General features: G+C 33.4%; 13 protein-coding genes. 5 read left to right on the top strand and 8 right to left on the bottom strand.

Annotation, left to right across the window (positions count from 1 at the left end):
• Positions 1 to 24 precede the first annotated feature (24 nt).
• From DFQ09_RS02235 to DFQ09_RS02225, 3 genes are all read left to right on the top strand, one after another.
• Positions 25 to 351, top strand: a complete 327-nt coding sequence (locus DFQ09_RS02235) for a hypothetical protein (RefSeq protein ID WP_020895942.1) — start codon at positions 25 to 27, stop codon at positions 349 to 351.
• 121 nt (positions 352 to 472) lie between these two features.
• A complete protein-coding gene (locus tag DFQ09_RS02230) occupies positions 473 to 886 on the top strand; it encodes a VOC family protein (RefSeq protein ID WP_115807957.1) in 414 nt (137 codons plus the stop codon).
• 170 nt (positions 887 to 1,056) lie between these two features.
• On the top strand, positions 1,057 to 1,428 hold the full coding sequence (locus DFQ09_RS02225; RefSeq protein ID WP_147298309.1) for a hypothetical protein: 372 nt from the start codon (positions 1,057 to 1,059) through the stop codon (positions 1,426 to 1,428).
• 28 nt (positions 1,429 to 1,456) lie between these two features.
• On the opposite strand, the gene DFQ09_RS02220 is transcribed toward DFQ09_RS02225, so the two are convergent.
• From DFQ09_RS02220 to DFQ09_RS02200, 5 genes are all read right to left on the bottom strand, one after another.
• Entirely contained in the window at positions 1,457 to 2,821 is a 1,365-nt protein-coding gene (locus tag DFQ09_RS02220; protein WP_394347262.1) for a mannosyltransferase, read from the bottom strand.
• A complete protein-coding gene (locus tag DFQ09_RS02215) occupies positions 2,821 to 4,311 on the bottom strand; it encodes a cellulose synthase family protein (protein ID WP_115807954.1) in 1,491 nt (496 codons plus the stop codon). Before DFQ09_RS02215 ends, DFQ09_RS02220 begins: the two co-directional genes overlap by 1 nt.
• On the bottom strand, positions 4,308 to 5,000 hold the full coding sequence (locus DFQ09_RS02210; protein WP_115807953.1) for a glycosyltransferase family 2 protein: 693 nt from the start codon (positions 4,998 to 5,000) through the stop codon (positions 4,308 to 4,310). Before DFQ09_RS02210 ends, DFQ09_RS02215 begins: the two co-directional genes overlap by 4 nt.
• A gap of 270 nt (positions 5,001 to 5,270) precedes the next feature.
• Complete coding sequence (locus DFQ09_RS02205; protein WP_115807952.1) at positions 5,271 to 6,860, bottom strand: 4Fe-4S binding protein; 1,590 nt, start codon at positions 6,858 to 6,860, stop codon at positions 5,271 to 5,273.
• A gap of 2 nt (positions 6,861 to 6,862) precedes the next feature.
• A complete protein-coding gene (locus DFQ09_RS02200; protein ID WP_115807951.1) occupies positions 6,863 to 8,167 on the bottom strand; it encodes an NAD(P)/FAD-dependent oxidoreductase in 1,305 nt (434 codons plus the stop codon).
• Positions 8,168 to 8,263: 96 nt separating this feature from the next.
• Between DFQ09_RS02200 and DFQ09_RS02195 the strand changes: the two genes are divergently transcribed.
• Positions 8,264 to 9,271: a glycoside hydrolase family 113 gene (locus DFQ09_RS02195; protein WP_115807950.1), complete on the top strand. Its 1,008-nt coding sequence runs from the start codon at positions 8,264 to 8,266 to the stop codon at positions 9,269 to 9,271.
• Positions 9,272 to 9,289: 18 nt separating this feature from the next.
• On the opposite strand, the gene DFQ09_RS02190 is transcribed toward DFQ09_RS02195, so the two are convergent.
• A complete protein-coding gene (locus tag DFQ09_RS02190; RefSeq protein WP_115807949.1) occupies positions 9,290 to 10,819 on the bottom strand; it encodes a carboxypeptidase-like regulatory domain-containing protein in 1,530 nt (509 codons plus the stop codon).
• A 181-nt stretch (positions 10,820 to 11,000) separates the two neighbouring features.
• Between DFQ09_RS02190 and DFQ09_RS02185 the strand changes: the two genes are divergently transcribed.
• The gene (locus DFQ09_RS02185) at positions 11,001 to 11,732 is read left to right on the top strand and encodes a metallophosphoesterase family protein (RefSeq protein WP_115807948.1); all 732 of its coding nucleotides are present in this window, start codon (positions 11,001 to 11,003) and stop codon (positions 11,730 to 11,732) included.
• Positions 11,733 to 11,865: 133 nt separating this feature from the next.
• Here DFQ09_RS02185 and DFQ09_RS02180 read toward each other — a convergent pair whose 3' ends face one another.
• The gene (locus DFQ09_RS02180) at positions 11,866 to 12,699 is read right to left on the bottom strand and encodes a TIGR04283 family arsenosugar biosynthesis glycosyltransferase (RefSeq protein WP_115807947.1); all 834 of its coding nucleotides are present in this window, start codon (positions 12,697 to 12,699) and stop codon (positions 11,866 to 11,868) included.
• Between the two features lie 33 nt (positions 12,700 to 12,732).
• Positions 12,733 to 13,593: a DUF547 domain-containing protein gene (locus DFQ09_RS02175; RefSeq protein ID WP_115807946.1), complete on the bottom strand. Its 861-nt coding sequence runs from the start codon at positions 13,591 to 13,593 to the stop codon at positions 12,733 to 12,735.
• Between the last annotated feature and the right edge of the window lie 14 nt (positions 13,594 to 13,607).

Here is a 13,607-nt window from a genome sequence, read left to right as displayed (position 1 = left end):
TATAGAAAAAATAGAATTTACCTAATGAAACCAAAAGACGCACATTTAAAACGAGTTATAGTTGATTTTAAAAAATTGACACCAGAAATTTTGTCCCTTCTGGTTGAAAAATATCCTGATGGATATGACGACGATAATGTTATCTCGTTTAAAAATGCAAAAAACGAAACAGTCGAAGCCGTAGAAGTTACCACAGAAGATACCAAGTATTTGGTAAAAGTGAGTACGAAACTAGAGCAGACCATGGAAAATTACGACGAAGACGATTATGAAGACTTCGAAGATGACGATCCGGATGCTGTTGTAGATCCAGATTTAGAACCTGGTGCAGAGGACGAAGATTTCGATTAAAGTTTAGTTTAGTTGAAACTAATTTTGTAATTTACTATAAGATTTCAACTTAACTTTTTGGCCTACTAAAAGTTAAGTTGAACTTTAAATTAAAATTGTATAAATTTTAAATGGTTGAATTATGGAATCATCATTTCACATGTCATTACCATGTTTAAGTGTAGAAGACACAAAAAACTTTTATACTAACAATATTGGCGCTTCTATAGGAAGAACTAGTGAGAACTGGTTGGATATAAATTTATTTAATCATCAACTCACTTTTATTCAAGCCGAAAAATTCAATTTCAATAGTCCAAATTATGTGTTTGAAGGTAAGTTATTACCCTCATTTCATTTTGGTGTTATTATCGATGTTGAAAAATGGGGAGAACTCTATGCTAAGCTGAATCATTTGAATTTAAAAATGGTCACTCAAACCACATTTTTAAAAGATAAAATAGGCGAACATTTGTCGTTTTTTATCAAGGATCCAAATGATTACATGTTAGAATTTAAGAGTTTTAAAGACTCTCAAGACATATTTAAAATATAATTGTTACTATTTATTTAGTACGATACAGAAAAATAAACGTCATACATATCCACGCAATTATAGCCAAGAGGTTGTAATCTAAAAGCATTTGGGCTTGAGGTGGCAAATTCCCAAAACCACAATCTATAGTTAAAACATGCTGATAATATTCAGCATAAAAATTAAACGCAATGAATACAAAAAAAATTACAGTATTTGTGCTTCTAGTAATGGTTTTAAGCGCAAATGCATTTTCAAAAGCAAGTGAAATTATTCAGGAAAAGATAAAAGTAACGACTACTGGTATCTTTGATGGTTATGATCCCGATGATGGTTATTCTTTTTTAATTAATGAGGATGCTGACGATGAAGACAGCGAAGAAACAGTATATTTTTCTGAAATTTCTGAAGAAGCTCTTAAGGCCGTAAACCTAAAGTCTAAGGATTTGGTTGGGAAACGTTTTGAAATCACTTACGAAATTACTGAGTTTGAAGAAGAAGATGAAAATGGATACACAGAGGTTTACGAAACGTATAAGATAATTCAAATAAAGAAGTTGTAATTAATTCTTAACTCATAAAATTAGACTACTAGGAAACTAGTGGTCTTTTTTTTATGAAAACTTCCCAAACAAAAATGGAAAATACTAAGGCATATTCTAAGCCAATAATCCAAAGGTTTTCAGAATAAGTCGTATTAGAGTACGCTAAATAACTCAGTACAATCGCTAACGACCAAACTAAAGGGAACTTGTAATTAGTAAATATACTTAGTATAACTAAAGTTGCAATATACCATGGATGCACTGTTGTGCTTAAAAACAAATAGCAGGTTAGCGCTAACAACATTGACGTTGCTAGTTTAGGTAAACTATTGTTCTGTTTTAGGAATGAAAAACCTAGGATGATAACGACGGAAATTAGAGGTAGAATTTTACCTATTATAGCAATTTCATTATAGCCGGTTATGGCATATCCAATTGCTCTTACGAGATAATAAATGCTGGCATTAAATTCAAAATTACCAAACCAAAGACCAACTGTTTTAGAATAGTTGGTTACAAATTCCATTGAGAAAAATGGTAAGAATAATAGTAAGGTTGTGGCGATTACGATGGTGTAAAACAGGATAAGTTTTAAGAATCCTAATTTCTCAGTTTGCCCTTTCAATTTATTAGAAGTAAACCACAGAAAAAACAAAGGCAACAACATTAATGGGATTAATTTCACAGAAATAGAACAAGCCAAAATTACTGCTGCCCATTGCCATTTACGAGTGTGTAATAAATATAATGACCAGATTAAGAAAAAAATCATAACACCTTCAAAGTGAAGATTACCTGTTAATTCAATTATAATAAATGGATTTAAAATATACCAAAAGATTCTACTGGAAGGTAATTTTAAACGTTCTAAAAGTTTCTTTCCAAAGTATAGCGTTCCAATGTCTGCGGCTATAATAACGAGTCTTAGACCCATTACAGAGCTTAAGATACTTTGACCAGGAAATAGATTGGCAATAACAAAGCACAATTGATTTAAAGGAGGGTAATTAGAAAAGTGTGAGGAGCTTAAGCTGCCCATGCCATTGTACAATTCCTGAGCGCTATCTACAGGGAATTTTCCACCATTAATAAAAGAATCTGGTGTGTAGAGATATGGGTTAAAGCCTTCGAGAATTAAGCGTCCATCCCAAATAAAGCGATAGAAATCTTGTGATAAATTCGGAATCGCGAAAAGAAATAAAACTCTAAAAGCAATTGCAAATAACACTAAAAGTTTAAAGTTAAACCCAGACGTCTTAATGATTTTATAGGCAAAAAGAAATAATGCAATATATAGGAGCAACAGTTGTGCGGTGTCCGTGCGAGTTATATGGTAAGCAAACCCTATATAAAAGATGCAACTAGCAACAAAAAATAGAAATGGAATTTTGTGATATTTCCAAATAGCGATCACACCTTAGAGCTAAGGGATTTAAAAAACACATATCCAAAGCCAATAAATAGCATTAAGTGAAAAGGAAATAATCCGAAGTCACCACCTTGGTCTCCAACCACAAAAGCACTATACATGCCAAAAGCAAAATAAAGCATTAAAATACCTTCTATAATCACGTGAGGTGACACCTTTTTTATGATGTATTTATTGCCTTTCCAAGAATCTCTAATGGTACTGATATTGAATTTAGGTGTTCTTACAAACTCACTTCGTTTACCAATATGCCCTTCAATAACAGCAATAGAATTATGAAGCGAAAAGCCCATCGCTATAGAGAAAAATGTAAAAAACATTCCTATATAATTAAAGAACTTTTTAAAACCACTTCCATAAATACTACGGTACATAAACCAATAACATACAAAGAAAATAATGGTACTCATTACAAAGAAACTCATCACATAAAAGTAGTTTCTTAAATGTTCGTATTCGTTCTTTATATACAACATCGGAATACTCAAAATAGCAACCGTAAATATGCTTAAGAACATTGTGCTGTTCAATAAATGAAGTAATCCGTGAACTTTTGTTTTAGTAGAAATATTATCAGACTTTAAAACGCGCCAAAGCATTTTTCTAAAGTTTTCTGCACCACCTTTGTTCCAACGGAATTGTTGTGAACGTGCTGCGCTAATCACCACAGGTAATTCTGCTGGAGTTTCAACATCTTCAAGATATTTAAATTCCCAATTTCTTAACTGTGCTCTATAACTTAAATCTAAATCTTCGGTAAGTGTATCTCCTTCCCAATTACCAGCGTCGATAATACAGGTTTTACGCCATACACCAGCTGTACCATTAAAATTAATAAAGTGACCTTTACTATTTCTACCCACTTGCTCTAAAGTAAAATGGGCATCTAAAGCGAAGGCTTGGATTTTAGTTAGTAAAGAATAATCGCGATTAATATGTCCCCAACGTGTCTGAACAACTCCTATTTTTTCATTTTTAAAATAAGGAATGGTACGTTTTAACCAATTCGGTTGTGGTAGAAAATCGGCATCAAAAATGGCAATATATTCACCTTTTGCAATTTTTAAACCTTCTTTAAGCGCACCAGCCTTAAAACCACTTCGGTCTGTTCTGGTAATATGTATGATGTCTAAACCTGTTTTAGCCAATTGTTCTACATGTGCTTTTGTTGTTGCAACAGTTTCATCTGTAGAATCATCTAAAACCTGAATTTCTAATTTGTCTTTAGGATATTCTAAAAGCGCAATATTGGTTAACAGACGCTCCATTACATACATCTCGTTAAATACAGGAAGTTGAATGGTAACAATCGGGATTTCTTCAGAATTTGAAAAATCAAAGGTTTCACAATCTTGCCGCTTCTTTTTTGAAGACAAATAATTGTAAAGTAGATTGAGTTGCGCCAAAGCATACATGAAGATCAGTACAATGGCAATGGTGTAAATGACAATAATAATCGATTCGAGAATCATTTTTTAAAACTATATTTAAAAATCCAACCTAGGATTTTTATGCCTGCAAAGATAGCACCTTTTATCGTTCCTGAAACTTTTGAGACACCTATTCTATTCCTATAATTTACAGGGATCTCTCTATAGCTTAATTTTTGCTTTAATACTTTGAGCTGCATCTCTACCGTCCAACCATAGGTTTTGTCTTCCATGTTTAAACCTAAAAGCGTATTGTATTTAATAGCTCTAAACGGACCTAAGTCTGTAAAAGTTGAACGAAAAAATAGCGACATAAGGCTTGTTGCTAGCCAGTTACCGAAAATTTGAGGCGACGTCATAGAACCTTCTTCTCGTAAGTCTTTGTCGCGAGCACCAATGACAAAATTAACATTATCTTCTAAAATAGGTTGAACTATTTTTGTTAATTCTTCGGGATAATCACTATAATCTCCATCTAAGAAAACTATTATATCTGGTTTTATTTCAAGTTTAGAAACATAATCCATGCCTTTTAAGCACGCATAACCATAGCCTTTTCTATTTTCAATTAAAACTGTTGCACCAGCATTTTTGGCATTAATTTCAGTGTTATCCGTTGAGTTATTACTCACCACAATAATTTCACTGACAATTGAAGGTATGTCTCTAACCACAAGAGGAATAGATTCTTCTTCGTTATAAGCAGGAATAATAACTTTTATATTGGGCATTGAGTTGGTTTGAAGGTGCAAAAGTAAGAATTAAATCGCGCACAGTCGCAAAGCTGTAGAGGTGCAGTGATACAATACAATTCTTTTAATATTTTTTATGACAAAAACGATTCGAAATTTTTAATAAAATTTAATGTTTATCTTTTTCTCTGAGTTTCTCTATGTAAACTCCATGAATTTTTAAATATTTTTACAATAATTAGAATCCATGGAATAGGTAAAACTATATCAATTTTTACTTATTTTTTTTACTGAGACTGCATCTGAGAACTATTTCTGATTTACTAAATCCATTAAATCAACATCGTTTCCTAAAAGGATTTCTGTTGGATTGATACGTCCTTTCATAGTGTCATTTTCTAATTTTAAAACACCTCTTGGGCACACTGCAGAACAAATACCACAACCGACACAGCTAGAACGCACAATGTTTTCACCTTTTTGAGCATAGTGTCTTACATCGATACCCATTTCGCAACTGTTAGAACAGTTACCACAAGAAATACATTGGCCACCATTAGTAGTAATTCTAAATTTTGAAAACATACGTTGTTGAAATCCAAGAATCGCTGCCATAGGACAACCAAAACGACACCAAGAACGATTTCCTAAAATGGGGTAAAATCCAGTTCCAATCACTCCAGAAAAAATAGAACCAATGTAAATACCATAAGCAGACCTTAAGGCTCCGGCTTTAATATAGAATAGGTGATCGGTTGTGCCTGTATAATGCATAATCAGTAAAAGAGCAATCACAATGAAAAATCCTATAGCTCCGTATTTTGCATCTTTTCCTAATTCATGTCTTTTAAATAACATTACTGCCGCAAAAACTATGGTCAAAAAGCCAATGACTAAGCTTATAAAAACACCTCTAGTTAGCCAAAAATCATTTTTATCGTAACCTAAGTAAGAATAAACCATCGCAGCTGTCATTACAATAGAAAACACTAAAACGGTATGGATTAACCAACGTTCTAGTTTCCAGGCTGACATCTTTTTAGACGATAATTGTCTAAACGAATCACCAGCAGTTTCTGCTAATCCACCACAACCACAAACCCAAGAACAATACCAACGTTTGCCGTATTTATAGGTTAAAATAGGTGTAAACACAAATATGGATAGGATACCAAATATGAGTAAGGCGATACCAATATTTCCATTAGATAAAAAGCCGTTTACAGACCATTCGTCAAAAATGTAATAATTAAGGGGCCATATACTTTTAAGATCGTAGTATGGTAAATCGTTGTTCATAACGTACATAAATTCAGGAATCAAGAAGGCAAAACCTAACTGAAAAAACATGACTGAAACGGTACGCAATTGTTGGTAACGATTATGTCTATATTTTAATATAAATTTATATCCAAAGGCTAAAATAGCAACGGTATAAAGCGTTCCGTACACAAACCATTGGCTGGCGTTTCTGCCACTTAATAAGTGACTTAATGGGTCGAATAAACTAATTAAACCTGTGTTTTCAGCACCATCAACACCTAAACCTAAATATTTAGGAAAGAAGTAAAGAACGATATAGAATGTGGTTAAGATAACACCAACAATCCAACCCCAAACTCCACGCGAGGAAATAGATTTAAACCAAACACCATCATTTTTTATACCTTCTAATTTAGATAAATAGGCCTCTCTAGAATAGACAACGATACCACCAATTATTAAGCCTAATGAAAGCGTTAAAAACAGGGCTTTGTTTGGGAAATTAGTATTAAAAAGCGCTAAGGCTAAAATAAATAACCCAATGACTCCTGCAGAAAGTGCTACTTTTTGTTTGTTTGAAATATCTAAAGCATCTGGTTTTGCCAAAGACATACTATGATTTAATTTATTGCTCATTTTTATGCAGTTTGTAATTGGTTAGTGTATGCTTGTAAAATTTCATTTTCAAATCTTGAATAAAATTCAGGCTCAAAATTGGCTTCAGAGAGGTTCTTCATTACGTAATCAACATCCCGTTTTTCGGTAAGCCATTTGTCAAAAACTTCATGGCGCATTCTTATACCGAATGTGTTAATACCTAAAAATTGATTGGTGTTTTTATCGTAAGCGACTGTTATACATTTCGTATCGTCTTCATGTTTCCAATGAAAATGTTGTTCATAATCCGGACGTCCATTTTTTCCAAACACCCAACCATAGGTTTGATATTCGATATCTAAGAATTTAGCCGAATTAAACCAATGACCTGGTTTATACTCCATTTTATTACCACAGATGGTTTGCGCTAAAACTTCACCCATCATACGACCAGTGTACCAAACAGCCTCAATTGGTCTTCTGTTTCCAATAGCTTCATGTTGTTCTGCACAATCACCAATGGCGTATACATCTGGTATGTTGGTTTCTAAAAATCGATTCACTTTAACACCACGACCAATTTCAATACCGGAATCTTTTATAAAATCTATATTTGGTGTCACTCCAGCAGTTAAACCAACAACATTACATTCTAATTCTTCACCTGTTTCTTCAATAATAACAGATTTTACATTGCCGTTCTCGTCCGAGTTAATGGCTTTCAGATTTGTGGAAAGTCGTAAATCGATATGATGATTCTTAATATGTCTGTTAATCATTTCGCTTTCACCTTGAGGCAAAACACCATTCCAAAAGCTGTCTTCTCTAACTAGAAATGTTACTGGTATACTTCGGCTATTCAACATTTCAGCCAATTCAATACCTATTAATCCGCCACCAACAATCACGGCACGTTTACACACGTCATTATTAGGTGCATGTGCTTCAAGCGTTTCTAAATCTTGTTTGTGGTACATGCCCATTACACCGTTTAAATCTTGTCCTGGCCAACCAAATTTATTGGGTTTACTTCCTGTTGCAATGATTAATTTATCGTATTGAAGTGTGTCACCTTCAGCAAAATGAAGTGTTTTAGTTTCTGTTTCAACCTGTTTTACATAGCCTTTCTTTAGCTCAATTCTGTTTTTTTTCCAGAACCAGTTTTCGTAAGGTTGTGTGTGTTCAAATTTCATATGTCCCATGTAAACGTACATTAATGCGGTACGAGAGAAGAAATAATCGGCTTCGGCTGAGACGATAGTTATTTTTTTGTCGGATAACTTTCTGATGTGTCTCGCAAGCGTAACTCCAGATATGCCGTTGCCAATAATAACGATGTGTTCCATATAATTAGATTGTTGATATGGACTATAGGTCGAAGCTTTTGTTAAAACCTTAATCTATTAGTCGATTTTTTTTAAATTTAGACATAATTTTGCAGTATGCGATATGTTTTTTATTTCCTTTTAAGTATCCTTTTTATAAGTTGTGCTGCGATTCCGCATCAACCTTCTAAAATCAATGGAGTTAGTTTTGTTGCTTCTAGAGGCATTGTAGATTCGTCACACGTTAAACCAATAGTGAATATTAATGCCAATGCAGCTGCTGTTATGCCTTTTGGTTTTATTGCGGATCTTAATCATCCTGAAATAATTCATAATACCGAACGTCAGTGGTTTGGTGAAACACGATCTGGTGCCGGACAGTATATTGAGGCACTTCACAAGGAAGGTATTAATGTGATGGTGAAGCCGCAATTATGGATTTCTCATGGAGAATTCACAGGGTTTTTAAAGGCGTCCTCGGAGGCCGATTGGCTATTGTTAGAAACGTCGTATACCGACTTTGTTATGGAATATGCTGAATTGGCTGAGGAATTAAATGTTGAAGTATTTTGTATAGGAACCGAACTTGAAGAATTTATAAAAAATAGACCAGCGTATTGGCATCAACTAATAAAAGAAATCAGAAAGGTCTACACGGGTAATCTAACCTACGCGGCCAATTGGGATGAATTTTGGACCACACCTTTTTGGTCGGAATTAGATTATGTTGGTATTGATGCTTATTTTCCGGTGAGTGACATGCAAACACCAACGATTGAAGATTGTATAAAAGGTTGGGAAAAACATAAACCGGGTTTAAAGCGTTTTTCTGAAAAATTAGATCGGCCGATTCTGTTTACAGAGTTTGGTTACAGAAGCGTTGATTATTCAGGAAAAGAACCTTGGCGTTACGATCGCTCTATGACGTCTGTGAATCTTACGGCACAAAATAATGCCACACAAGCTCTGTTCGATGCGGTATGGCAAGAAGATTGGTTTGCTGGGGGTTACTTGTGGAAATGGTTTATAGATCACCATAAAGTTGGTGGTTTGGAAGACAATCAATTTACTCCACAAAATAAGCCTGTGGAGCAAATTATAAAAGCGCACTACTATAAAAAATAGTTGTTGTGTATTAGTCGCTTATTTATCATCAAGGACCTTAAATTCTTTTATGGCTTTATTAGGTTCAATAATATTATAACCTTTCCAAAATTCGGGATCGTATTGGTTTAATTGCGAAGGAGTAACAAGTGATTTTTCTTTAAAATTTTTAAAATCTGATTCAGATATGGCATCAGTTTCAAAAACGACAAGTTCTGTTTTTTCAATATTTCTAACGATAAAATGAATGTCTCCTTTTAATTCATTTTGTTTGCGCCTTCCTTTTACATTTTTGTTCTTTTCAACAATTTTAAAAGGTCGTTTAATACCAACTCGTTCTCCTAAAGACTCATCTCGGTATTTTAACGTGTATTTTTCATTGTCGTTTTTTTGAAAGATGATAGTCCCTTCTTTTAAATATTTTTTCATTGAAATACCAAGAAGAGAAAACTTACTAAGGGGTTGTACATTTTTATAATCAACTCTTACAACCGCAAAGTCTTCAGTGTTCACATACATGGTACCAGAAAAGTCTTCACTTCGTTTGGGTTTAAATGGAATTACATATACAAACATATCATTCATATACGCATAATCAGCGATTTCAAATTCGTATCGTCTAGATTTATGAATGAAATTGAGGTCATTGTCGTCGTCAATAAAATTATTGTTTTCAAAATTATGAATCTGCATTTTTCGCCAATGTAAAAAACCAATTTTACGAATCGAATCTCTTTTCTTCTGTTCGGCAAGTAAGGCATTTGTAGCGACTTCATCTTTTTCATTTGTATCTCCAAATAAAGACGAATCCATTTCCTCTTTTACACTAAACCAACCCGATTTTATTTTAAAATACGAATCGCGTTTTACATACTTTTTAAATATCTCATTGAAGCGTTTTTCATAATTATCTAAATTGATGTCTTTAGACTTATCGTACAATCGGCAAGCTTTTAGAATCTCCATTTTTTGAGACGCTTTAGGGTCAATTTTACCGTAGATTTCTCCTAGGACCTCAGTATGGTTACTATTGTTTTTAGGCATTATATGAAGCAGACTATCTATGAATTGCTGGTTGAATTCTGGTATGGTTGACTTTTCTAACTTCACATTATATTTATCCATTTCAGAATAATAAGATGTTCTATAAAAGAGTTTACGCTTGTTGTAGCTGTAATCATAATTAACCGTTAAGCCTTCCTTTATTTTGTCTAAAATTTCGTCTATGGTGTAGTTTTTATTGGTGACTAATACTTCTGATAAATCCACAGATTTCGATTTTAAGTAGATAGGCGAATCGTTAAAACTTAAAAGTGGAATTCGTTTTTCCTCATAACCCAAACAACTAATCATTAGTGAGTCGGTTTCTACTACAGCACGTTTTATGGTGATGTTGAATTCTCCATTATCATTACTGATGACTCCTGCTTTTGAGTTGAACTGAATGGTTGCGAAAGGAATGGGTTTGTCTGTGCTTTGATCTAAGAGTTTTGAAGTAAATGTTTGCTGTCCGTACGAGGTTACCGCAGCAAATAATGCTATAGCAACGATGATTTGATTGATTTTCATGATGATGGATTGGTTGGTTGATTACTGCCAAAGTATATGATTATCAGAGTTTGGAAAGTAAATTTAGACTTTTGTTAAGTAAGATTTATCTTAAGTTTAACAACTTTAAGAAAAATTAAGAATTCATTTTAAGAATGTCTTTATTAGAAATTAAGCTTTAGCTTTGAAAAAAAGAATTAAGATGAGAACATTAGCGATAGGGGATATTCATGGTGGATTAAGAGGTTTAACTCAAATTATAGATAGAGCAAATGTGAACTCTGAGGATGCTTTGATTTTCTTAGGAGATTATGTTGATGGTTGGAGTGACTCCGCACAAGTGATTCAGTATTTAATAGAATTGTCTAAAACCAACTCTTGTGTTTTTATGAAAGGAAATCACGATGTTTGGTGCGAACAATGGTTGGCCTCAGGTATTATAAATGATGTGTGGTTTAAGCATGGTGGAAAGGAAACCATTGAAAGTTATGCTACGTTTTCTAAAGACCAAAAATTAATGCATCTCGATTTTTTTGAGGGTATGCCGTTGTATCATCTCGATACCAAAAATAGATTATTTGTGCATGCTGGTTTTACGTCTATGAAAGGAGTAGAAAGCGAATTACATAAAGAAAACTTCTATTTTGATAGAACGCTTTGGGAAATGGCATTAACCATGGATAAAAATATTGAACAAGATTCAGTCCTTTACCCAAATCGTTTAAAGCATTATTCTGAAATTTATATTGGTCATACACCTACCACTAATTTTGGTGAAGACCAACCGATGAATTGTGGTAATATTTGGAATGTCGACACAGGAGCAACCTTTACAGGAAAATTATCTGCTATAGATATTGATACCAAAGCAATTTTTCAGAGTGATAAAGTTATGGATTTGTATCCTGATGAATTAGGACGGAACAAAAGATAGCTCTAATAACCTGCAAGGTGTTTCCGAGGAACGAGGACTCCTTGTAGGTTTTATTGATTTGAGCAAAATGAATAAGACTTTCAACAAATAGTCTCATACCTACAAGGTTCTTGAAACCTTGCAGGAAAGCAAACTAACAAACATACTTCTTATAATAAGCCAACAATTCATCTGCAGAAGCACCAAACCATTTCTTTACATAAATCGTCCAGAAGTGGTATTGTAATTTCCAAACACCGTGTTTACGATAGAGTCGTGCTGAGGTTATTAATTTTTTATTGATAACTGTAAATTCATTTCGAGCGTACAATTCATTAATCAAAATATTGTCTTCGTAGATAATATAGTTCTCATTATAACCACCAATGTCGTTAAATAGTGTTTTAGTTATAAACTGACTTTGGTCGCCACCTCTACTAGCACGCCAAGAAAATTGGGTAAGCCAACTGGCTAAACGTAACCACCAATGGTTACTGTCAAACTGCATTCTAAAACAACCTGCTTGGTTCCCTTTTTGGACTTCATTTATAATAAGTTGATCAAAATCTTTAGGAGGAAAAGAATCGGCATGAAGGAAGTACAAAATGTCTCCTTTAGCATGTTTTGCTCCGGTATTCATTTGTTTTGCTCTTCCTTTTGGCGAATCAATCAAAAGAATATTTGATTTATTTTCCAATCCTGAACTTGATTCAGGATCTCTTTTAGCGTTATCTAGTACGTCAGTTCGAGTGAAATTCTTTTTTTGGAATTTTGTGTCGAGAACATTGGACGTCTTATGGTGGTCTACAGACCTGTCAGGTTTCAAAAATCGAATAGGTCTAAGTATGTCCAAAGTACCATCTGTACTACCTCCATCAACCACAATGATTTCAGAAATATGCTTAGACGACGAATTCTCAATTAAATGCGTTAACAATCGACCTATACTATCAACTTCATTTAAAACAGGAATAATAATACTAATCATATAGGTATCTACGAAAAACTTGAAGTCTTAGTTTTAATCATTTAAATCCCAATTATAATCGGTGTAGCTTTTTTTAGCAGACTCTGAAATGCTAATGTCTGAATATTGATTTAAGAAATCAATTAAACTTCCGTTTTGTTCAAAGTCATTTTTAAACCATCTGAATATTTTTGAAATCTTAATGTTGTCTTTAGACAATTCATTTTTAGACGTATCCGCTAAAAATTCTTTTGTAGCATTGGTTAATTGTGCGTCTAAGTTTGAGGCTGTAAATGCCGTATTCTGAAGTTTAGGACACGATACAGAAGCACAAACAATAGCAAAATGAATTCTTGGTTCATTCATTTTTCTGAGTATTTCATGCTCTATATCATTTAAATTTTGCCAAGTATCACCCAATTTCCAAAGACGCTGATCCCAAGGGTCTTTAATGTCTTTAATACTTTTTGTTGGGTAATTTCTGAGGATTAGATCGATGGTTAATGCGTTGTATGCGTTAATCCAATAAGCGAGTTTGTCGTTCTTAGTCCAATCATCATTAGGTTGATGTAATTTCAATAAATCAATATAACGCTGTAAAGTTTTTGATTCAGTTTTAAGACCTTTATAATTTACGTTTCCATCTTCTGAAACGTATTCTTTTAACAATGCATTAAGAATAGCATGATCAAAAGCTTCCGTATAAATAAGCTCTGTAGTTACTGAAATACCATCATCACTTATGGTACCATCTTCCCCTAAGCTTACTTTAGTAGAATTATTGTCTTTTTTTTGTTCTGTAAAAACAACATCAGAAGCATTTGTTCCGACAGCTTTATCTTGAGTTGTTTGTTGCAATCCACTACACGATAACGTAAATATTAAAGTGACAATTAAGGCTGATAAATATTTCATGTATAGTGTTTTTA

The sequence above is a fragment of the Winogradskyella pacifica genome, from assembly GCF_003386275.1.
Classification (GTDB): Bacteria; Bacteroidota; Bacteroidia; order Flavobacteriales; family Flavobacteriaceae; genus Winogradskyella; species Winogradskyella pacifica.
Note: the sequence above shows the minus strand (reverse complement) of the source record. Positions and strands in the feature narration are given on the sequence as shown.

Excerpts from the sequence above, each read along its gene's own strand:
- DFQ09_RS02235 (WP_020895942.1), top strand. The coding sequence starts at position 25 with ATGAAACCAAAAGACGCACATTTAAAACGAGTTATAGTTGATTTTAAA.
- DFQ09_RS02230 (WP_115807957.1), top strand. The coding sequence starts at position 473 with ATGGAATCATCATTTCACATGTCATTACCATGTTTAAGTGTAGAAGAC.
- DFQ09_RS02225 (WP_147298309.1), top strand. The coding sequence starts at position 1,057 with ATGAATACAAAAAAAATTACAGTATTTGTGCTTCTAGTAATGGTTTTA.
- DFQ09_RS02215 (WP_115807954.1), bottom strand. The coding sequence starts at position 4,311 with ATGATTCTCGAATCGATTATTATTGTCATTTACACCATTGCCATTGTA.
- DFQ09_RS02210 (WP_115807953.1), bottom strand. The coding sequence starts at position 5,000 with ATGCCCAATATAAAAGTTATTATTCCTGCTTATAACGAAGAAGAATCT.
- DFQ09_RS02205 (WP_115807952.1), bottom strand. The coding sequence starts at position 6,860 with ATGAGCAATAAATTAAATCATAGTATGTCTTTGGCAAAACCAGATGCT.
- DFQ09_RS02200 (WP_115807951.1), bottom strand. The coding sequence starts at position 8,167 with ATGGAACACATCGTTATTATTGGCAACGGCATATCTGGAGTTACGCTT.
- DFQ09_RS02195 (WP_115807950.1), top strand. The coding sequence starts at position 8,264 with ATGCGATATGTTTTTTATTTCCTTTTAAGTATCCTTTTTATAAGTTGT.
- DFQ09_RS02190 (WP_115807949.1), bottom strand. The coding sequence starts at position 10,819 with ATGAAAATCAATCAAATCATCGTTGCTATAGCATTATTTGCTGCGGTA.
- DFQ09_RS02185 (WP_115807948.1), top strand. The coding sequence starts at position 11,001 with ATGAGAACATTAGCGATAGGGGATATTCATGGTGGATTAAGAGGTTTA.
- DFQ09_RS02180 (WP_115807947.1), bottom strand. The coding sequence starts at position 12,699 with ATGATTAGTATTATTATTCCTGTTTTAAATGAAGTTGATAGTATAGGT.
- DFQ09_RS02175 (WP_115807946.1), bottom strand. The coding sequence starts at position 13,593 with ATGAAATATTTATCAGCCTTAATTGTCACTTTAATATTTACGTTATCG.